Source organism: Selenomonas ruminantium subsp. ruminantium ATCC 12561 (assembly GCF_000424065.1).
Taxonomy (GTDB): Bacteria; Bacillota; Negativicutes; order Selenomonadales; family Selenomonadaceae; genus Selenomonas_A; species Selenomonas_A ruminantium.
In genome coordinates, this window is sequence record NZ_AUJE01000045.1 from 1 (window position 1) to 20,189 (window position 20,189).

The following is a 20,189-nucleotide window of genomic DNA, read 5'->3' on the forward strand; positions in this document are numbered from 1 at the left end:
AGTCTCAAAAAGTACACTTTTTGAGACTCTTGGATTTTGCACAATTGATTGCATAAAAAAAGGGAACTCCTAATGCATTCGGTTTTTATACCGTATACATTAGGAGTTCCCTTTTTCGTTATATGTTTTTCTGTTAAATATAGGTTACTTCATTTCCTTTGATGGTCGTGATATTCCGATTGGGCAAACCATCCGGCATATCCGGGTACCCCAGGCTCACAGATGCACACACCCATTCGTCTTCCTTCATCCCCAAGCTTTGGAGATACGCAAGGAGCACAGGATTATCCCGCAGCCACCGCAGCTGATTGATCCAGCAGGCCCCCAAATCCAAGGCATTGGCGGCTAGCAGCATATTTTCCACTGCCGCACAGGCATCGGCCATGTTATTGCCATAGTCCTTTTTGTTTGCCACGACAATCAATACAGGAGCATTGTACTTAAATACATAGTTCCCCTTCTTGGACAGTTTGATAGCGCCACCGACATTATCCTGATTTTCCGGCGTAATGTCCATTTTCGCAAATTCAGACTGCACCAGTTCCACCAGTTTATTCAGCACGGCTGCATCACGAATGACCAAAAAATGATTGGTATTCTTACTCTTGCCACTGGGTGCACGGCGGCCTGCCTCAATCACTTTTTCCAGCAGGCTTTCCTCCACCATTTCCGGCTTGAACTTGCGTGTGCTGTGCCGGGTAGCTATTACGGTTAAAGCATCTTTTTCCATATTCGTCTCCTCACTCCGGGAATTTGCGTACATTATAGGATTCCTTGATTTTTTCAGCCAACTCATCCAGACTGATGCCGCCTGTAGACTCCACAGCTGCCAGTACAGCTCCTTCAACCAGCGGACAATCCAGCATTCTCACCTTGCTGTCATCTTTATCCTCAATGACGATTTCTGTAGTCATTACGGCACTGCCCATATCCATAAGCACAGCCACGCCATCTTCGGAATACACCTCATCTATGGCTTCACTTATCTTTGTGTAACTCGTGCCCAGACCGCCGTCATCCAGCCCGCCTGCAGCAACCAGCGGTGCATTGGGAGCCGTCATTTTCGCGATTTCTACGACTCCTGCAGCCAATTTTTCGCTATGCGATACAATTACGATTCCGACCAAAATGCTCACCCCATTGGAACTTTTGTTTCCTTACAGACCTTTTTCGATTTCCTGCAATATAAATAAGGAAGATGTTGCTCCCGGGTCTTGATGGCCGATACTGCGTTCCCCCAAATAGCTTGCCCGACCTTTAGTCGCGACAATGGTCTTGGTATATTCTACACCACCTGCCGCAGCTTCAACAGCTTTCTGCATTGCGTCCTTTAGATTCGCTCCATCCTCTATCGCCGCGGCCAACGCCTTATAAGCAGGTGTTAAGGAATCCAGCATGGTCTTTTCGCCTTCCGTGGATTTTCCCCGCAGTTTCACGCCGCCAATAGCAGCTTCCAGTGCAGCGGCAAAATCAGCCGCTTCCATTTCCGACTTACCTTTGAGTACATTACCAGCTTTCATAAAGGCCGTACCATATAACGGGCCTGATGCACCGCCTACATTGGATACCAGCTGCATGCCCGTACCCTTCAGCAATGCGCCGATATCGCCATTTTCTAATTCGGGCAGTTTATCCAGCACCGCCTTAAAGCCGCGTGCCATATTAATGCCATGATCCCCATCGCCGATTTCATTGTCCAATTGTGTTAAATAATCTTTTTCCGCTTCCATCCGCTCCGCAATAGCGCGAATGATTTCTGCCATTTTTGCTGTGTCTAACATACGTGTATCCCCCTTGTTCAGCGTTTCCATGCCGGCGTATCTGCTTTGGCATCGTAGAGTGCCTTCAATTCATCATCAAGGCGCAGCAGAGTCAGGGAAAAACCTGCCATCTCAATAGAGGTCATAAAATTGCCTACCATGGTATCGTAGACCTTTATCCCCTGTTCCTTGAGATAGTCCTGCACAAAGTTATTGATGATATAAAGTTCCATCAGCGGGGTTGCCCCCATACCATTAACGATGAGCACCACTTCCTGCCCCTTGAAATCCAAATCCGTCAGAATCGTATCTAAAAGTTTCTTCGCGGTTTCATCTGCTGTGCTGATTTTCTCTCTCGTGATGCCCGGCTCTCCATGAATGCCAATGCCTATTTCGACTTCATCATCCGCCAGTACAAAGCCCGGTTTGCCCGCTGCCGGAACCGTACAGGGCGAAAGTGCCATCCCCATGGTTCGGACATTGGCAATAACTTTTTCTGCCACAGCCTTGACCTCAGCTAAATCTGCCCCCTGTTCAGCCTTGGCACCAGCAATCTTATGCACCAAAACCGTACCGGCTACGCCACGGCGGCCTGTAGTGTAGAGACTGTCTTTTACCGCTACATCATCGTTGACCACCACATAATCGGCTTCGATGTCCTCATCGCCTGCCATATCGACAGCCATTTCAAAATTCATCACATCGCCGCTGTAGTTTTTGACGATACAGAGCACGCCTTTGCCTGCATGAACGTTCTCTATACCCGCTAAAATCTTATCCGGTGTGGGCGAGGTGAATACCGGGCCGGCTACCGCACAATCCAGCATGCCCTCTCCGACGAAGCCGGCATGGGCCGGTTCGTGGCCGCTGCCGCCCCCACTGATCAGCGCGACCTTTCCCTCTTTTTTCTGTACACGAACAACGATGTTGCCTTCGTCCAGCTTCCGCAGTTTATGCGGAGCGGATTTTACCAGACCAAGAATCATCTGCTCCTCTACGGACTCTACATCATTGATCAGCTTCTTCATGATCAAAGCCTCCATTATTTACTACCATATGATAACAGACAGTTTCCCATAGAAACTGTCTGTTATCTTAATATCCTTATTTAATAACCATAACAGGAATCGGGGATTCTTCTATAACCTTCTGGCTGACACTGCCAATAAGCGCGCCTTTGAACAGGCCCAGGCCGCGGCTGCCCATCACAATCATATCGCTGTGCTCCTGCGCAGCCACACGAATGATGGCCTTGTGAATGCTCCCCGTCTCAACATGCTTAGCTGCCCGTAAATCCTCAGGAATCTTCTCCCAAATGCGGTCAAAGACGATATGGCTGGGAATATCCTTATTGATATTACTGGATACATAGACAAAATCCAAATCAGCCTTACACTTTTCTGCCAGGAAAATAGCCTCATCCACAGCCTTGCAGCCATTAACCGAACCATCTACAGGCACGAGGATTTTCTGTATTTTTCCCATAATAAAACCTCCTCACAAGTCGTTATCATCATTTATTTTTTTATTTCGCGGCCATACGCCTTAAATCCTGCATATATATGAAAAAATCCCTGCCGAAAAATAATATTTCAGCAGGGAAGCGATTACATAATGGTGCGCTCGGCGGGAGTCGAACCCACGCTTTCAGCTCCGGAGGCTAACGTCCTATCCACTGGACTACGAGCGCTTAACAACAATACTTATGTTAACATATATCCTAAGTATTTGTCAACCATTTGCAATCAATTTTGTTAATTTACAGCTTATCCATCAAACTTTTGCATATTCGAGTGCAGAACGTTTTTTGTACATACGCTCATAATAATCCTGATACTCACCACTGATGATGTTTTCCCACCACGAGCGGTTATCGAGATACCACTGTACCGTAGCTTTTATGCCGTCTTCGAACTTCGTTTCCGGCAGCCAGCCCAGCTCGTTATGAATCTTAGTTGGGTCAATGGCGTAACGGCGGTCATGGCCTTTGCGGTCACCGACATACTCAATCAGGTCTTCGCCCTTGCCCAGCTGCTTAAGAATGGTCTTAACCACATCAATATTGGCCCGTTCATTATGGCCGCCAATATTATAGACCTCTCCAACCTTCCCCTTTTCCAAAATAAGGTTAATGGCCGCACAATGGTCTTCCACGTAGAGCCAGTCACGGACATTCAATCCATCACCATACACCGGCAGTTTCTTATCGGCCAAAGCATTGATAATCATCAGCGGAATCAGTTTCTCCGGGAAATGGAACGGACCATAATTGTTGGAGCAGCGGGAAATCGTCACCGGTACCTTATACGTACGATGATAAGCCATCACCAACAAATCTGCCGAAGCCTTGGACGCTGAATACGGGCTGGAAGTATGCAGATTGGTATTTTCGGTAAAGAACAAATCCGGTCTGTCCAGCGGCAAATCACCGTAAACCTCATCTGTGGAAACCTGATGATAGCGGTCAATGCCATACTTACGGCAGGCATCGAGCAGCACGCTTGTGCCGATAACGTTGGTCTGCAGGAAAATTTCCGGATTTTCGATTGAACGGTCTACATGGGATTCCGCCGCAAAGTTGACGATGATATCCGGCTTTTCCGTTTCAAACAGTTTGTATACAGCCCTGCGGTCAGCAATATCTGCGCGTACAAACTTAAACCGGTCATTTTTCATGGCCTCAGCCAAAGTTTCCATATTGCCCGCATAGGTCAGCTTGTCCAAACAGATAATCGTATCTTCCGGACGTTTTTTCAACATATAATAAACAAAGTTAGCACCGATAAAACCAGCACCACCAGTTACGACTATATTCATTTAACAATTCACCCCATATATAAACAGATTATTACTGTCGGCCAATGTCGGCCCAGTCATATCCTTTTCGCTGAGCACCGGTTCTATGCCAGCCAGCAAAGCCCCCCAGTCGACGTTTACTTCCGGCGCATCATAGCGCATGCCACCTTCTGCCGCCTTGTTGTAGACATTATCGCATTTATAACGGAACTCCACATCATCGGTAAGCGTCAGGAAACCATGCGCAAAACCACGTGGAATAAAAAATTGCCGATGATTTTCTGCACTGAGCTCCACAGAAACCCACTTGCCAAAAGTTGGGCTTCCCTTGCGGATATCCACAGCCACGTCGATGACTTTACCCTTGGAGCAGGAAACCAGCTTGGCCTGTGCATAGGGCGGATTCTGCCAATGCAGCCCGCGCAAAGTGCCCTTCTGCGCCGAAAAGCTCATATTATCCTGCACAAAATCATTCGTGATGCCTAATGCTTCATACTTCGGCTTATTATACGTTTCCGTAAAATAACCACGATGGTCACCAAATACATCTGTCTCGACAATCAGTACGCCCTCGATACTCGTTTTTATAACGTTCATGCCAGAAAAAACCCCTTTATTCCTCGATCATACCGATAAGATATCGACCGTATTCATTCTTCAGCAATGGCTGCGCCAGTTTTTCTACTTGTGCGGCATCGATATATCCCATGCGATAAGCAATTTCTTCTATGCAGGCAATCTTCAGTCCCTGACGGGCCTGAATTGTACGTACAAAGGACGCCGCATCGAGAAGGGATTCATGCGTTCCCGTATCCAGCCATGCATAACCGCGGCGCATTTTTTCCACCTGCAGCTTGCCACGCTCCAGATAAACCTTGTTCACATCGGTGATTTCCAATTCACCACGCGCCGAAGGCTTAATGGATTTGGCCACATCTACAATATCCTTGTCATAAAAGTACAAACCCGTTACTGCGTAGTTGGATTTTGGCTGTGCCGGTTTTTCCTCCAGACTCAGGGCATGCCCATGTTCATCAAACTCCACCACACCATACCGTTCCGGGTCAGAAACATAGTAGGCAAAGACCGTAGCACCATCTTCACAAGAGGCGGCATGCTGTACCGACTGGGCCAAATCTGAACCATAGTAGATGTTATCCCCTAATATCAATGCACAACCTTCACCAGCAATGAATTTCTCACCGATAATAAACGCCTGCGCCAATCCGTCCGGACTCGGCTGTACAGCATAACTGAGATTAATCCCCCACTTGCTGCCATCCCCCAGCAGGCTTTGAAAGAGCGCCTGATCATTGGGCGTCGTGATAATCAAAATATCTTTCAACCCGGCCAGCATCAACGTACTCAGCGGATAATAAATCATCGGTTTGTCGTATATCGGCATCAACTGCTTGGACACCACCTGTGTAAGCGGATACAGACGCGTTCCCGAACCACCAGCGAGTATTATTCCTTTCTTTATCAATTCGATCCCCCCAAATCTGTAATCTTTTTTATTATACTACATTTACCCAATTTATACCATCAACGCGGACAGCACAAAAAAGCCCGCCCATAAAATGAGCGGACTTGAATTGCGATAATGAAATTAACGCTTGGAGAACTGGGAAGCCTTGCGGGCTTTCTTGAGACCGTATTTACGGCGTTCTTTTTCACGCGGGTCACGCGTAACGAAACCAGCTTTTTTCAGAGCCGGACGGAGTTCAGCGTCCATTTCCATGAGTGCACGGGTGATACCGTGACGGATTGCGCCTGCCTGACCAGATACGCCGCCACCTGCAACATTTGCGATAACGTCATACTTGTCAACAGTTTCCGTAAGGTTCAGAGGCTGACGAACGATGAGTTCGAGAGTCTTCAGACCAAAATATTCTTCCATGGTACGACCGTTGATCGTAACCTTGCCTTCGCCTGGAACCAGACGAACACGGGCAACGGAAGACTTTCTGCGGCCAGTGCCGTAATAGCTTACTTGTGCCATTTATATGTTCCTCCTCCAGATTAGCGAATGTTCAGCTCGAGCTTTTCCGGCTTCTGAGCTGCATGCGGATGCTCGCTGCCAGCGTAAACGCTGAGCTTGCGGTACATCTTAGCACCGAGACGGTTATGCGGCAGCATGCCTTTTACAGCGTGCTCAATAACGCGTTCCGGGAACTTTTCGAGCATCAGGCCAGCGGACGTGAACGTCGTGCCACCCTGATAACCGGAATGACGGAAGTAAGTCTTATCCGTAAGTTTCTTACCCGTAAATTTAACCTTCTCTGCATTGATGACGATGACATAATCACCCGTATCAACGTGCGGAGTAAAGGTCGGTTTATTTTTACCGCGAAGAACTTTAGCAACTTCAGCTGCGAGACGGCCGACAGTCTGCCCTTCAGCGTCTACAACATACCATTTACGCTCAACGTTGGATGCATTTGCCATAAACGTTGTCTTCATGCGTTTTCCCCCCTAATAAGTTCAAATAATTATTCGATATGCAACGCTCTCGTGGCTGGCTTCCGGGGCTAATGGATGCCATGCCCGTAACATCACATAAAAATATTCTACGCAAAATCAGACTTCAAGTCAAGGACTTTTTTTATTTTTTTCGCAAAAAAATGCTAAAAAATCAGCATTCCTGAAAATAGGTAATCGTCCGCGCCAATCCTTCGGCCAAATCCATCTTTGGCTGCCAGTTCAGATTCTGCACAGCGGCTTCATTGCAGAGCATAGAGCGGTTGATATCCCCTTCACGCGGCGCAGCAAATGCCGGTTCCACCGTTTTGCCCGATGCCTTGGCCATGAGTTCGATGAGTTCCAGCAGGCTGGTTTCCGTTTGATTGCTGAGGTTGTAAACAGCGTTAGCCTTGTCCGTGGTCATCGCTGCGATGATGCCAGCAGCGATATCGCCGGCATAGATAAAGTCACGGGTCTGCTTGCCATCGCCAAATACCGTAATGCCCTGGTCTTTAGCAATGCGCTTGGCAAAGATGCTGATTACCCCGCCTTCGCCTGTATCGCCCTGCCGTTCGCCATAAACATTGGCAAAGCGCAGTGCCACATAATCCAGACCATACAAATCATGGTAGAGCTTTAAGTATTTTTCCACCGCTACCTTAGTCAGTCCGTAGAAGGACATCGGTGCCAAATTTTCTTCCTCGCGGATAGGCAGTCTGTCCTCGGTAACATCGCCATAAGCTGCCGCCGTGGAAGCAAAGATTATTCGCTTTACACCACTATTCCGGGCTGCCTCCAGTACATTTATGGTTCCCATGATATTTTCTGATGCGTCAAATTCCGGATCTTTAATCGACACATCTACCATAGTCTGTCCAGCTAGCTGCACAATAACATCAAACTTCCCCTGTTCAATCTTTTCGCGTGCCGCTTTATCGCGGATATCCATTTCCCAGCAGATGCAAGTGTCCTTGCCCTGTGGCAGATGCTGCCAGGTCCCCGTGCTCACGTTATCGAGTACCGTTACCTGATGCTCAGCGTCCAAAAGCTGACGCACCAAATGTGAACCGATAAAACCTGCTCCACCTGTTACCAATACATTCATTATATAATCCCCCGCTGTACAAAGCTGCCTAAATGCGCCGTACTATTTAATAATTCCACTGTCGGATTGGCGTCCGCATCATAGCGCACGATATTCACCGCCGTATTGAACTGACGGATACTCCACAAATACTGCAAAGGCATATGCAAAGCCGCCGCCAAAAGCGTCCGCAGCACCGCACCATGCGCCACCACCACAATGGTTTGCCCATCGTGCTCTTTTACGAGTTCATTGAGCCGCGTCACAGCCCGCTTCTGCACTGCCGGAAAACTCTCGCCGCCGGGAATTTCCAAAATATCCGGATGCTGCAGAAAATTGGCCATCGCATCTTCCCACTTATCCACAATCTGCTGATACGTCAGCCCTTCCCAATCACCAAAACTGAGTTCCCGGAAAGCCGGTTCAGCCTGCACCGGCAAGCCAAACTGCTTGGCAATCGTCTCTGCCGTCACCATAGCGCGCTGCAAATCACTGGCATAGATGGCATCTACCCTTTCCACAGGAAAATTTTCTGCCAATTTAACGGCCTGCTGACGCCCTTCCTCAGAAAGCTGTACATCCGACTGCCCCTGATAACGCCCCGTCACATTCCATTCCGTCTGGCCGTGACGGATAAAAATAACTTTTGTCAAACCACTGCCTCCAATGCCTTAAGCATTTGTTCATTCTCCGCACGGCTGCGCACCGCCACGCGGATATATTGCCGCCCTTCCAGCCCGGTGTAATTAGCACAGTCGCGCACCAACACGCCCTGCCCGCGCATCCGCGCGGTAAGTTCACCGCTGCTCAGACCGGTTTCTTCCACATTGACCAGAATAAAATTCACGCTGGGCCGAATCGGATGCAGCCCCTTTACGGCACAAAGCCGTGCATAGAGCCAATCCTTCTCTGCCTGCACGAATTCACGACTTTTCTTATGATACACCTTTAAGCCCAAAGCCGCAACACCTGCAGCCTGTGCCAGCGAATTGACATTCCAGACATCTTTGCCCCGCTCCAAGCGTTGCACAAGGTCAGAATGCGCACTGGCAAAGCCCAGACGCAGCCCCGGCATGGCGTAGAATTTTGTCAAAGACCGCACCACGAGCAAATGTTTATATTGACCGGTCAAATCCCTGACGGTGTAATCTTCTTCATCCGGCAGAAAATCCAAAAAGGACTCGTCCACCACCGTCCATATGCCCCGCGCTTCCAAAAAAGGCAGGTATTCGATAAGCTGTGCCCGCGTCAACAGTTTTCCCGTGGGATTATTGGGATTGCCGATAAAAATACAATCCACATGTTCGATTTCCTGCTTGAAGCGGTCAATATCCGGTGCAAACTCCGCGGCCGCCTGCAAAGGCGAAAAGACGATGTCTGCCCCCACGGCTTCTGCCGCCCGCTGATACTCGCCAAAGGAAGGCACAGGAATGCCCACCCGCTTTGGCCGTACCATATGCACGAGCAGATAAAAGAGTTCAGCCGCACCATTGCCCAGTAACAGCTGTTCCTCCGGCAAATGATAATGCTCACTCAATGCCGTGTTTAAGGCCTTTGCCTGCGGGTCTGGGTAGTGGACAATCCCGGCGATATTTTCCTGAATAACCTGCGCGACTTCCGGTGCCAGGCCCAAAGGATTGATATTTGCCGAAAAGTCCAGCCATTTGCCGCCATGCGGGGCTTTGCTGTAAATATTGCCCCCATGCTCAAACTTTTCCATTATCCCGCTCCTCACCATAAGCCGCACATTTACGGACAAAATTCTCCGCCGCCTGCGGACAGCCCGCAAAATGCAGATGCAGGTAACTACCTAATACATTTTGCACCTGCTGACCTGCAGGATACTCGCTGTTATTCCGCAATTTCCGGAAAACAAAAGGCGCCGCCTCCGCACTTATCGTTTCTCCCTCTTTGGAGAAGTGGAATTCATGGCCCTTTAATTTTGTTCCCCTGCTGCCTAATAAACTATCCTGCTGCAGTTCGGCTTCCACATAGCCCACCATCTGCAGTTTCTCCGTCATAACCGCCCGTCCGGAAAATACGCCGGTCATTTCATGCACCCTGCCGGCAAAATCCTGCAAGGCTTCCATCAAATACATATAGCCGCCACATTCTGCCAGCATAGGCATGCCCTTCTGCGCCAATGTCTTGATGGCCTTACGCATAGATACATTTCCGGCTAATTTTTCCGCAAACATTTCCGGAAAGCCCCCGCCGATAAACAGACCGTCTACTTTGGGAGGTTCTTCATCATGCAACGGGCTGAAGGGCACAATCTCTGCCCCCAACCGTTCCAGCACCTTGATACTGGCCGGATAATAGAAGGAAAACGCTTCATCGCGCGCCACGCCAATACGGCAGGAATAACGCTTACTAACTTCTGCTACTGATTTCACCATCAAGGGCTTGGCACTGCGTGCCAAAGCCAGCACCTTATCCAAATCGATTTGCTTGGCAACCGCCTGCCCTATGCGCTCGATAAGTTCAAGTTCCTCATTTTCTTCCACCGGCAACAGTCCCAAATGACGCTCCGGCATCCTGAGCGATTCATCACGGCGCAGGGCACCGAAAACCTCCATGCCAATCCCCGCCATCGCCTCACGAATCATTTGTTCATGGGTATCCGAACCCAGACGATTTAGAATGACACCTGCCACCTGCACCACAGGGTCATAATCCCGAAAGCCCTTGGCAATTGCCGCCGCCGATGCGCCCATGGATTTGGCATCAATCACGAGCAATACCGGCGCGCCGATTATTTTGGCAATCTCCGCCGTAGAACTTATGCCCTGCCGCCCGCCGTCATAAAGGCCCATAACACCTTCGACCACGGCAATATCGGCGTTTTCTGCCTCTGTCGCCAAAATCTCCGGCAGAATTTCCGCCGGAGTCAGCCAACTGTCCAGATTATGTGCGGGCTGGCCACTGGCGAGCCTATGATAACCGGGGTCAATATAGTCAGGCCCTGCCTTAAAGGACTGCACCTTCATCCCCCGCTGCCGAAGTGCGGCCAACCCCCCTGTTACAATCGTGGTTTTCCCCGCCCCCGACTGGGTTGCGGCAATCACTAGTCTTGGTACATTTTTCATGTCCGTCTAACCTCCACTCCTCCAGCCTGCAACTGAGCCACTCCCATAAATTTTAGTGACAGATACCTAGCACTTTGCTCTGCCCATTGGATAATTTCTTTTTTATCTGCCTGACAAGGCCACCATAAACCTATGACTGTTCCGCTATGAGCTACATTCACCCCTAATGCTCCAGCCTCTTTACCTAGTTCCCACAATGCCGCCAATTCTTTTTTATATAAATTATCCTGATTAAAAAACGCGCTTTGTGTCGCCACGCGTGACACTGCCACCTCATCCTGCGCATCCATTGCTGCACGAAAATCTGCCAACATTCTACTCATTGCCTCACTGCTATACATTTCCTTCTTAGTTTTCCTCTGCGCGTGAAATTCACAAGTATCTACCATTCCCCCAATGTCAAAAATAGCAACATTAAGTGCCGGCACATTTTTATAGCATGTCATTACATAACCTGTTATGTGGTTCATCAGGGCAATTCCTTGACAAAAAACACCATCAGTAGGCTCAATGGAAGTGGCTATCTCCATAATAAGCTGTGCACTCCAAGTCTGACAAAATGCCTCCATAACTGCTACCACTACTGCGGCAATATCCGCACTGGATGATGCCATTCCCTTTCCCTGAGACAATTCCGACGTCAATCTGATACCGTAAGGAAACTCCGTTTTACCCAAACGTGACAAGGTCAACGACAAGGCCATCTGCGATTTCTTACCTAAGCCATACTGTCCAGAAAAATCACTGCTGACCTCCACTGTCGTATATTTATCTATGGGGCAAGTTCCCAAAAAAGGTTCCCCTTCTGCCCATCCTTGCACTAGTTCCCCACAAGAACCAGGTACACGCACCAAAATTTCCATTTACAGTCTCCACAGAGTTTACTACATAAATTTTACATTTGTGAATAGAATATCATATCCTAGTCGCTAAAATCCATTTCCCCTTATCCATAAAATTTCATACCTCTTCATTATCCATTTTTTTCTTAGGTCTGTATATATCCACAGGTTCACCATGCTTGTTCTTCCAATCTATCCATCCATTGTTAGAAGCATTCAATACAACACATCCTGCCAACGAAGGTGTAACTGCTCCTAAATCATAGTCCTCTAGCAATACCCCGTCACTATTCATGGACAGCACCGCACGAATTGCTTTTGCCTTCTTGGATACCCCAGCATCTTCTACTATTCCCAGTACACTGCCTTTTTTTAATATCCACATACCATTTTCTATGCTTACAGTTGCCTTTACTTTTTTATTATCATCCGACACTTTCTTTTTTTCAAAATGATATTCTCCATCTGGTATAAATCTGCTCTTGCTATTGTCCACAGCATCGTTGAATATATCTTTCTTAACTTCATCCTTAGGATATATTACTTTCCCCTCAAATGATGACAGTAATTGCATTGCTATATCTACATTCAAAGAAAACATCTCTGTATTCGCAACCTGACTTTTCTCGAATATGGTATGAAGTAAAACTTCTTTTTCATCATATTCCTCAACTTCTATAGCAAATTTTCTTTTTAGTCCGGTTATATTCCTATATCCATGCAGTTCTAGTTCATACATTCTCTGTTCAAATTGCTTTGAACCAGTCTTACCTATTTTAATCAAGCCTGGCAATACCGATGTCATTATATAGATGATGCCCTTACTCAATTCTTCATGCTCCCTTCGCTGCTTTAGATATTCAAATCCATTTCTTACCTAATAAAATCGCCGTCTTCCATCATCTGCCATTGTTCATCGGCAGGAAGTGTATGGTTTAAGATACGTTCTATATTCAATCGGTCACTTGTTTCATAGAATTTAACGGCATCAGCCTTGGGCAGACCGCCCTGAATCTTGCGTTGAATCAGGCGTTCCTGCAAAAGTTCCGGCGTGGCTTTAATGCTCAATGTGTAATCAGCCAGTTCCCGCAGGTCACGCCATTGCGGTTCGTCCAGCAGCAGCCAGTTGCCCTCGACCAGCAAAATATCGCCATTGACTTCGAGCGCATTGGCAATCGGATTATGAATCTTGCGGTCATAGACCGGCCAGAGGGATTTTCCCTGTTTTGCCTCCTGCATCTTTGCCCGCAAACCTGTTACATCAAAGGTTTCCGGCGCGCCTTTAATGGACCTCAGCGTTATCGTTTCGCCGTCACGTTCTATCGTATGCGAATCCAAATACGCATTGGGATAATGGAAACCGTCCATGCCCAAGGACTGAATTGCCTGCATACCATCCTGCTCTTTGGACAATTGCTCCAAAAACTGCAGCATTGTCGATTTCCCCGTTGCCGGCGGTGCCGCCAGAAAAGCCATGATTTTGCGCTGTTTCTGCCGCTGTATTTGCGTTAATTTCCGCAGCAAAGGTAAAAACAATTGATTTACGGTATCTTCATTGTACTTAACCCGTTGCGGCAGGCCATTGATGACCATATCGTAAAATTTCCACGGCTTATTGCTCATATCTGCACCTCTCATTTCCACTACGTTATCGCCACAAAATATGCAGCCCGCCCGGTATCCAGGAAGTTAGCCAAAATACCAGCAGTACCACGGTTTCGGTCAACGTTTCGATGGCTCCATAAGTGTCACCGGTCAGGCCGCCCAATTTGCTGTTCAGCCATTTGGCTGTGCACCAGGCAAAGGCCAGCCCCGCGATGAGCGCGGCAATCGCCGCCTGTCCCCAAGGGATAACGGCGGCCAAAGTGGTGAACACCGCCAGCATTACCGTTTTCCTGTCCGCCATATCGGCAAAGATTTTGCCCATGCCCTCCTTGCGGGCATAAGGGAAGAAGGCAATCGCCATAACCATGGCCATACGGCCGATAATGGGCATGATAAACAAAACCGTCATAATCAATACGAGTTTTACATCACGCAGCGCCGTCCAATTAACCAAGAGCAGGCAGGCCAAAGCGATTACTCCAAAGGAGCCCACCCGGCTGTCCTTCATGATTTCCAATACCCGCTCACGTTCCCGACCGGAAAAAACACCGTCCACGGTATCCATAAAGCCGTCCAGCATCAAGCCGCCGGTCAGAAGGATGGGCAGAATAATCAGCAATGTTGTCACCAAATTTGCCCAGCCGAATACGGCAATCAGGCACCAGGCCGCCAGCATATAAATCGTGCCTAGGATAAGCCCAACCAAAGGAAAGAACTTCGTACTGCGACCAAAGTCCTCAGCGGTCAAATCCGTTTGATTTTTTATGTGAATTCTGGTCAAAAACTGCAACGCGGTAATAAATGATTTCATTTTACGCTCCCATCACAAGCCAAACATGGCATAGCAGACGATGATAAACAGCACCGTTGCTGTATACATCAGCCGGATTGAACCCATGATATGCTTGATGCCCAAAGTCTCAATCTGCTCGCCCATATAAGCACGGAAATGCTGCTGACCAAAGTAGGAATTATATCCCCCCAACCGGACATGCAAAGCACCCGCCACCGTGGCTTCGGCATAGCCGCCATTGGGGCTGGGGTGCTTCTTTGCATCGCGGAGCATCATGCGGTAAGCAAATTTATAATCATAGCCCAAAATCCATGCGGCAAAGATAAAGAGTACCGCCGTTATGCGGGCGGGAATGTAGTTGAGCACATCATCAAGCCGTGCCGCTGCCCGGCCAAAGTAGAGATACTTGTCGTTTTTGTAACCAATCATGGAATCCATGGTATTCGCCGCCCGATAGGCCATAGCCAGAGGCACACCGCCTAACACAAAAAAGAACAATGGAGCAATAATGCCATCTACGGTATTTTCCGCAATGGTTTCCACCGTGGCGCGGGCGATTTCCGGCTCATCAAGCTTATCCGTGTCCCGCCCCACAATCCAGCCGACTTTGCGGCGGGCTTCGGTCATATCACCAGCCAACAGCAGACCATAAAGCTCTTTCCCCGCCTTGGCCAGACTCTTGGGCGAAATGGCAAAGGACAGCATGACTGCGCCCACTGCCGTACTGCCAAAGCTCCAGGGGATTTTGTAGGACAGCAGCATGATCCCTTCGGCTACGGCATAGGTCAGCCACAGCACGAGCAGCACCAGGACTGCCCCCCAGGCAAATTTACGGCTGTCCTTATCGTCCGGATGATAAAACAAACGCTCAAACAGCGAAATCAGATTCCCCATCAACACGACGGGATGCCATTTGCTCTTGGGGTCGCCGATAATGCAGTCCACAAAAAAAGCTAAAATTCCCATCAGCATGAGGTTTCCCCCATAATCTGCGCCAGTTTTTCCATATCAAGGCTGTCGCGCACCACGCTGGCCAGACGGTTATAGGCACGTTCCTTTTCCTGCCGTACACTGCGCTGAATAGCAAGGGCCTCAAGCCCCTTGCGGCTGCGCAGGGCATTGAGCACCTGACGGCGGAAATTGTCATGGTCAAAAATGCCGTGGATATAGGTGCCAACCACCTGTCCCTGCGCACCATTCTGACTGGTCAAGCCTTCGGCAATAGTCACCGCCTGATTGGCGCGTTCCGTTATCTTAAAGGGGTGTTGTAACTCACCCAAAAACTTCGTTTCACCGGTGTGAATTTCATAGCCGTATAAGCCATCTGCTTTCAGCTGCTGACCTAAGAAGGCAAACTGCACGCAATCTGCCTGCACCTGACTGGTCAGTTTTTCGGCGGCAAAGGTGGTTTCCATGGGCAGATAGCCTAAACCTGCCACCTCATCATTAGCCGATTCCGTATGCAGGGGGTCGGCAATTTTTTGTCCCAACATCTGATAACCGCCGCAGATACCCCATAACGGCGTGCCCTTTGCCACCTGCTCGCGAATCGCCGCTTCCAGACCGCATTCGCACAAATGTAATAAATCTTCGGTGGTATTTTTGGAACCGGGCAGGATAATCATATCGGGATTGCCCAAATCCTCCACCTTGCGCACATAGTAAAGGGAAACATCCGGCTCAGCCGCCAGACTGTCAAAATCGGTAAAATTGGAAATCTTCGGTGTCTGAATGACCGCAATATGCAAATCGGCCTTAGCCTGTTCCGCCGACTCGTTATCCTTTTCATCAAGGGAAACGGAATCTTCATCATCAATGCCCAGGGCTTCAATATGCGGCACAATGCCCAATACCGGCTTGCCCGTCTTTTTCTCCAGAAAATCCACCGCAGGCGTAAGCAGTGTTACATCACCGCGGAACTTATTGATGACCAGCCCTTTGACCAAAGCACGCTCGTCCTCATCCAAAAGTTCGAGTGTGCCGACCAAGGACGCCAGCGCGCCGCCCCGGTCGATATCGGCAATTAACAGCACGGGGGCATTTAAGTGTTTTGCTACCCGCATATTGACGATATCGTTGGCTTTGAGATTGACCTCCGCCGGACTGCCCGCCCCTTCGATAACCAGGGTATCAAAATTTTTCTGCAGACGCTCCAGCGCCTCGGTCACAGCGCCAAAGGCTTTTAAGGAATAGCCCTTATGGTATTCCCGCGCGCTCATATTGCCTACGGCCTTGCCGTTGATTACGACCTGCGAGCAAGAATTGCCCGTGGGTTTTAAGAGCACCGGATTCATATCGACCATGGGTTCTAAGCCTGCGGCTTCGGCCTGTGCCACCTGTGCGCGGCCCATTTCCTTGCCGTCTTTGGTCACATAGGAATTGAGCGCCATATTCTGCGCCTTAAAGGGCACGACCTTGCGCCCTTCCTGATGAAAGATACGGCACAAGGCTGTGGTGATAATGCTTTTGCCCACATGGGAGCTTGTGCCCATCAGCATAATGGAGTTTGCCATTTCTTATCCGTCCTTTTCCTGCCTAAGGCAGGCATTGAGTTTTTTGATATTTACAGGAATCCCTGCGATAACGGCGTATACATCATCCGCGGCAGCGGCAACACGCTGATTGCTCAGCCCGCTGGCATCCCGATAGAGCCGGGCCAGTTTGTTTTCCGGCACAATCCCGGCGCCCACTTCATTGGTGACAAAAATCGTGGATGTGCCCTGCTCAGCAGCTGCCTGCGCCGCCTTTACCACCCCCCCCATCTGCTCCTCGACAATCCGATAAGCCACTTCATCATTTAATTCATCATAGAGGATTCTGCACAAATGGTTGCTGAGATACAGAGTCAGGCAGTCAAAGAGCAATACCTTGTGTTTTTTTGCCGCCTCGGCAATCGCTTTGTCCGCCTCAAACGGAGCTTCCCAGGTCTGCCAGGAGGACGGGCGCCGCTCACGATGCAGCTTGACCCGATAGCGCATTTCCTCATCGTAAATCTGCGCCGTGGCAATATAGCCGATAGATGTCCCCATCTCCGCCGCCAGTTTTTCCGCAAAAGCAGATTTTCCCGAACGTGCACCGCCCGTGACCAAGATAATCTTTCCTGCCATAATCAACCTCTGTCGTTGTTGATAAGATACATCATGGCATTAACCGCTGCTGCCGCAATCGGACTGCCGCCCTTCGTTCCTTCCACCGTAATATAAGGAACCGTCGTCTGTTTGGCTAGTTCCGCCTTGGAATCAGCCGCCCCCACAAAGCCTACGGGAATGCCCACAACGCAGGCGGGACGCAGATTTTCTTCCTCTACCTGCCGCAGGACTTCAAAGAGCGCCGTGGGCGCATTGCCGATGGCGATAATCGCCCCATTCATCTGCGCACCAAACTTGCGCATAGCCGCCATCGAACGGGTAATGCCCTGTTCCTTAGCCGTCTTGGCCACTTCTTCATCGGCAATCAGGCAATGCACCTGCCCGCCAAAGGACGCGAGCTTGCGCTTGTTGATACCCGTGCGCACCATTTCCACATCGGTGTAGATATCGCAGCCGCCCTTCAGCGCCGTCATCGCCTGTTCAATGGCATTCGCAGACATCTTAATGATGGGTGCATAATCCACATCCCCTGCTGCGTGAATCAGACGCGAATAAACCTTGACCTGCTCCGGGCTTAGGTTCAGCCCTTCCAAATGCGGCGCAATAATTTCCATACTGCGATTTTCAATCTCCATAGGCTGCTTGATAAAATCCATAATCCGTCACCTCGTCTTCACTATCATACATTGTATATATTATCACATTTATCCTGCTTACGCACCCTGCAGAAAAAAGTTCGCAACACAAGACAGTTACATGTGATGGGGTCAAGGAATCCATTGCCTCGGTGCGCATGCTCTTGTTCGTAAATATACAGCCCCCCTTCGTTTAAGGCAAAAACAGAGCCGCCCCATGAGGAGCAGCCCTGTTGCCGCAGCAGATACCTGCTTTCGTTTGCACTATTGACTATACCTTAAACTTCTTCACTTCCGCACTAAGTGTCTTCGCCAGTTCTGCCAAGTGGTTATTCGCATCGGATATCTCATGCATGGCTGCCGCCTGCTGTTCCGTTGCCGCCGATACGCTTTGTGCTTCATCCGTAGCAACGCGGCTCGAATCCATAACCCGTTCCATATTATCGGCCAGTTCATGCGTCGCTGCATTGAGTGTTTCTATCGCTGCCGTGGATTTTTCCACCGTCCCGTTCAGCAGTTCCACCTGTTCCTCAATCAGCCTGAATGCTTCACCAGTTGCCGTTACAATAGCAGCCCCATCACTGACGCTCTGGCTGCCCTCACTGATGGATTCCACCGCCATATCGGTATCCCGCTGAATATCGTTTACAAGCTGCGTGATATTTTGCGCAGCCAGACCGGACTGTTCAGCCAGTTTCCGGACTTCATCAGCCACTACGGCAAAGCCCCGGCCGGCCTCGCCGGCGCGTGCCGCTTCAATCGCCGCATTCAGTGCCAGGAGATTCGTCTGTCCGGCAATATTGGAAATCGTCTCCACGATAGAACCTATCTCAGACGAACGCTTGCCCAATGTACCGACCACATCAGCCGAAACCTTGACCTGTTCGGCGATATTTTTAATCTGTGCTACAGCCTGCCCCACAGTCTTACGCCCATCTGCCGCCTTGTCTTTGCTCTGCTGTGCGGTTTCGGCCATCACCTTCGCACCGGCATGAAGTTCATGCATATGTTCACGCATACGAACCGTACTATTCTGCAAGTCCGTGACAATCCGTACCTGCTGATTCGTTCCCTCTGCCAATTGCACCGCACTATCGGCTACCAACTGAATCGAGAGCTGCGTTTGGCGCGCCTGCTCCTTCAGCATTTCCGCCGATTCCGTCACACTGTTGGTCGATTTATTTACGCCCAGCAAAAGATTTCTAAGCTTATCCCGCATCACATTGGCACTGGCTGCCAGTTCACCGATTTCGTCCTCGGTTTCCGGCAAAGGTTCGCCCCGCATATCGCCATCGGCAATTTCCTGTATTGCAGTGACCGTACGCCGCAAAGGCCGCAAGGTTCTGCCAATAATCCACCAGGAGAAAATCCCCATCAAGGCAGCAATAATCAACATGGCAACGATGGTCGAGAAAATGAATTTATACTGAATCCCATCCAGTTCATGCACCGACAAGCCAACAAAGGCCATGCCGATAACCTTGCCGCTGCCATCTTTAAGCGGGCAGTAAGCACTTTCATAACTCTGTCCCAAAACTTCGGCACTGCCCGTATAATTTTGTCCATTCTTCAGCACGGCCTCCTGCACCTTTTCCGAGGCCGGCGTTCCTACAGAACGCTTGCCTTCGGTCTGGACAGTGGTTGCCACGCGCGTATTTCCCCGGAAGAAGGTTACATGACCGCCCAGCATATTGCCAAAGCTGTCGACAATATCCGTTGAACCTTCGATTTGCTGATTTCCCTTGTAGAGCGCATTGTTTTCGATACGCCATTCCCCCGGATAACGCTCGTCCATCAGCGCCAGCAAAGATTTTACATTAGAATCGGCCTTCATCTGCAAGGACTTGGCAAACCCATCGGCCGCACTCCGATACCCCAGAATCCCCATACACAAGCAGGCTATGACGATAAAAAAATTTACCCCCAGCACTGCCTTGGTCTGCAGCTTCATAAACGGCAACCGTTACTGAAAACTTATAAAAAGCCATAAACCTTCCATAGAAAGTTAACTTTTATGTTCCATTCCTCATTCA

The 20,189-nt window shown here is 49.4% G+C and carries 23 protein-coding genes and 1 tRNA gene; all 24 read right to left on the reverse strand.

Translation table 11 applies throughout. From position 1 onward, the window contains the following. Window positions 1-133: 133 nt before the first annotated feature. Window positions 134-730 (reverse strand): nitroreductase, encoded by a 597-nt coding sequence (locus tag G598_RS0113430; RefSeq protein ID WP_026767392.1) that lies wholly within the window; start codon window positions 728-730, stop codon window positions 134-136. Window positions 731-740: 10 nt separating this feature from the next. Beyond that, the gene (gene dhaM, locus G598_RS0113435) at window positions 741-1,127 is read right to left on the reverse strand and encodes a dihydroxyacetone kinase phosphoryl donor subunit DhaM (protein WP_026767393.1); all 387 of its coding nucleotides are present in this window, start codon (window positions 1,125-1,127) and stop codon (window positions 741-743) included. A gap of 30 nt (window positions 1,128-1,157) precedes the next feature. Continuing rightward, window positions 1,158-1,781 (reverse strand): dihydroxyacetone kinase subunit DhaL, encoded by a 624-nt coding sequence (gene dhaL, locus G598_RS0113440; protein WP_026767394.1) that lies wholly within the window; start codon window positions 1,779-1,781, stop codon window positions 1,158-1,160. Window positions 1,782-1,798: 17 nt separating this feature from the next. After that, window positions 1,799-2,788 carry a dihydroxyacetone kinase subunit DhaK gene (gene dhaK, locus G598_RS0113445; protein ID WP_026767395.1) on the reverse strand — a complete coding sequence of 330 codons (990 nt, stop codon included), beginning with the start codon at window positions 2,786-2,788 and terminating at the stop codon, window positions 1,799-1,801. A 76-nt stretch (window positions 2,789-2,864) separates the two neighbouring features. Next, window positions 2,865-3,245 (reverse strand): universal stress protein, encoded by a 381-nt coding sequence (locus G598_RS0113450; protein ID WP_026767396.1) that lies wholly within the window; start codon window positions 3,243-3,245, stop codon window positions 2,865-2,867. Between the two features lie 130 nt (window positions 3,246-3,375). After that, a tRNA-Arg gene (locus tag G598_RS0113455) sits at window positions 3,376-3,450 on the reverse strand. A gap of 83 nt (window positions 3,451-3,533) precedes the next feature. Continuing rightward, a complete protein-coding gene (gene rfbB, locus G598_RS0113460) occupies window positions 3,534-4,577 on the reverse strand; it encodes a dTDP-glucose 4,6-dehydratase (protein WP_026767397.1) in 1,044 nt (347 codons plus the stop codon). Beyond that, complete coding sequence (gene rfbC, locus G598_RS0113465) at window positions 4,578-5,153, reverse strand: dTDP-4-dehydrorhamnose 3,5-epimerase (protein ID WP_026767398.1); 576 nt, start codon at window positions 5,151-5,153, stop codon at window positions 4,578-4,580. A 16-nt stretch (window positions 5,154-5,169) separates the two neighbouring features. Further along, on the reverse strand, window positions 5,170-6,042 hold the full coding sequence (gene rfbA / locus G598_RS0113470) for a glucose-1-phosphate thymidylyltransferase RfbA (protein ID WP_026767399.1): 873 nt from the start codon (window positions 6,040-6,042) through the stop codon (window positions 5,170-5,172). A 123-nt stretch (window positions 6,043-6,165) separates the two neighbouring features. Further along, the gene (rpsI, locus tag G598_RS0113475) at window positions 6,166-6,558 is read right to left on the reverse strand and encodes a 30S ribosomal protein S9 (protein WP_026760347.1); all 393 of its coding nucleotides are present in this window, start codon (window positions 6,556-6,558) and stop codon (window positions 6,166-6,168) included. Between the two features lie 20 nt (window positions 6,559-6,578). Next, window positions 6,579-7,019 carry a 50S ribosomal protein L13 gene (gene rplM, locus G598_RS0113480; RefSeq protein ID WP_026760346.1) on the reverse strand — a complete coding sequence of 147 codons (441 nt, stop codon included), beginning with the start codon at window positions 7,017-7,019 and terminating at the stop codon, window positions 6,579-6,581. 172 nt (window positions 7,020-7,191) lie between these two features. After that, a complete protein-coding gene (locus tag G598_RS0113485; RefSeq protein ID WP_026767400.1) occupies window positions 7,192-8,124 on the reverse strand; it encodes an NAD-dependent epimerase/dehydratase family protein in 933 nt (310 codons plus the stop codon). Then, on the reverse strand, window positions 8,124-8,756 hold the full coding sequence (gene cobC / locus G598_RS0113490; RefSeq protein ID WP_026767401.1) for an alpha-ribazole phosphatase: 633 nt from the start codon (window positions 8,754-8,756) through the stop codon (window positions 8,124-8,126). Before cobC ends, G598_RS0113485 begins: the two co-directional genes overlap by 1 nt. Further along, on the reverse strand, window positions 8,753-9,823 hold the full coding sequence (cobD, locus tag G598_RS0113495; protein ID WP_080657043.1) for a threonine-phosphate decarboxylase CobD: 1,071 nt from the start codon (window positions 9,821-9,823) through the stop codon (window positions 8,753-8,755). The genes cobC and cobD overlap by 4 nt, the downstream gene beginning before the upstream one ends. Then, window positions 9,810-11,192 carry a cobyrinic acid a,c-diamide synthase CobB gene (locus G598_RS0113500; RefSeq protein WP_026767403.1) on the reverse strand — a complete coding sequence of 461 codons (1,383 nt, stop codon included), beginning with the start codon at window positions 11,190-11,192 and terminating at the stop codon, window positions 9,810-9,812. Before G598_RS0113500 ends, cobD begins: the two co-directional genes overlap by 14 nt. Continuing rightward, entirely contained in the window at window positions 11,189-12,055 is an 867-nt protein-coding gene (locus G598_RS0113505) for a GHMP family kinase ATP-binding protein (protein ID WP_026767404.1), read from the reverse strand. The genes G598_RS0113500 and G598_RS0113505 overlap by 4 nt, the downstream gene beginning before the upstream one ends. A 97-nt stretch (window positions 12,056-12,152) precedes the next feature. Continuing rightward, window positions 12,153-12,863: a GIY-YIG nuclease family protein gene (locus G598_RS0113510; RefSeq protein ID WP_026767405.1), complete on the reverse strand. Its 711-nt coding sequence runs from the start codon at window positions 12,861-12,863 to the stop codon at window positions 12,153-12,155. Between the two features lie 44 nt (window positions 12,864-12,907). Then, window positions 12,908-13,672 carry a nucleoside/nucleotide kinase family protein gene (locus G598_RS0113515; protein WP_245582819.1) on the reverse strand — a complete coding sequence of 255 codons (765 nt, stop codon included), beginning with the start codon at window positions 13,670-13,672 and terminating at the stop codon, window positions 12,908-12,910. Between the two features lie 10 nt (window positions 13,673-13,682). Next, a complete protein-coding gene (gene cobS, locus G598_RS0113520) occupies window positions 13,683-14,450 on the reverse strand; it encodes an adenosylcobinamide-GDP ribazoletransferase (RefSeq protein ID WP_026767407.1) in 768 nt (255 codons plus the stop codon). A 12-nt stretch (window positions 14,451-14,462) separates the two neighbouring features. Continuing rightward, window positions 14,463-15,404: an adenosylcobinamide-phosphate synthase CbiB gene (cbiB, locus tag G598_RS0113525; protein WP_026767408.1), complete on the reverse strand. Its 942-nt coding sequence runs from the start codon at window positions 15,402-15,404 to the stop codon at window positions 14,463-14,465. Beyond that, a complete protein-coding gene (locus G598_RS0113530; RefSeq protein ID WP_026767409.1) occupies window positions 15,398-16,945 on the reverse strand; it encodes a cobyric acid synthase in 1,548 nt (515 codons plus the stop codon). The genes cbiB and G598_RS0113530 overlap by 7 nt, the downstream gene beginning before the upstream one ends. A gap of 3 nt (window positions 16,946-16,948) precedes the next feature. Beyond that, window positions 16,949-17,539 carry a bifunctional adenosylcobinamide kinase/adenosylcobinamide-phosphate guanylyltransferase gene (gene cobU, locus G598_RS0113535; RefSeq protein WP_026767410.1) on the reverse strand — a complete coding sequence of 197 codons (591 nt, stop codon included), beginning with the start codon at window positions 17,537-17,539 and terminating at the stop codon, window positions 16,949-16,951. Window positions 17,540-17,541: 2 nt separating this feature from the next. After that, window positions 17,542-18,177, reverse strand: coding sequence for a precorrin-8X methylmutase (locus G598_RS0113540; protein ID WP_026767411.1), 636 nt, complete (start codon window positions 18,175-18,177; stop codon window positions 17,542-17,544). A 250-nt stretch (window positions 18,178-18,427) separates the two neighbouring features. Further along, a complete protein-coding gene (locus G598_RS0113545) occupies window positions 18,428-20,107 on the reverse strand; it encodes a methyl-accepting chemotaxis protein (RefSeq protein ID WP_026767412.1) in 1,680 nt (559 codons plus the stop codon). Between the last annotated feature and the right edge of the window lie 82 nt (window positions 20,108-20,189).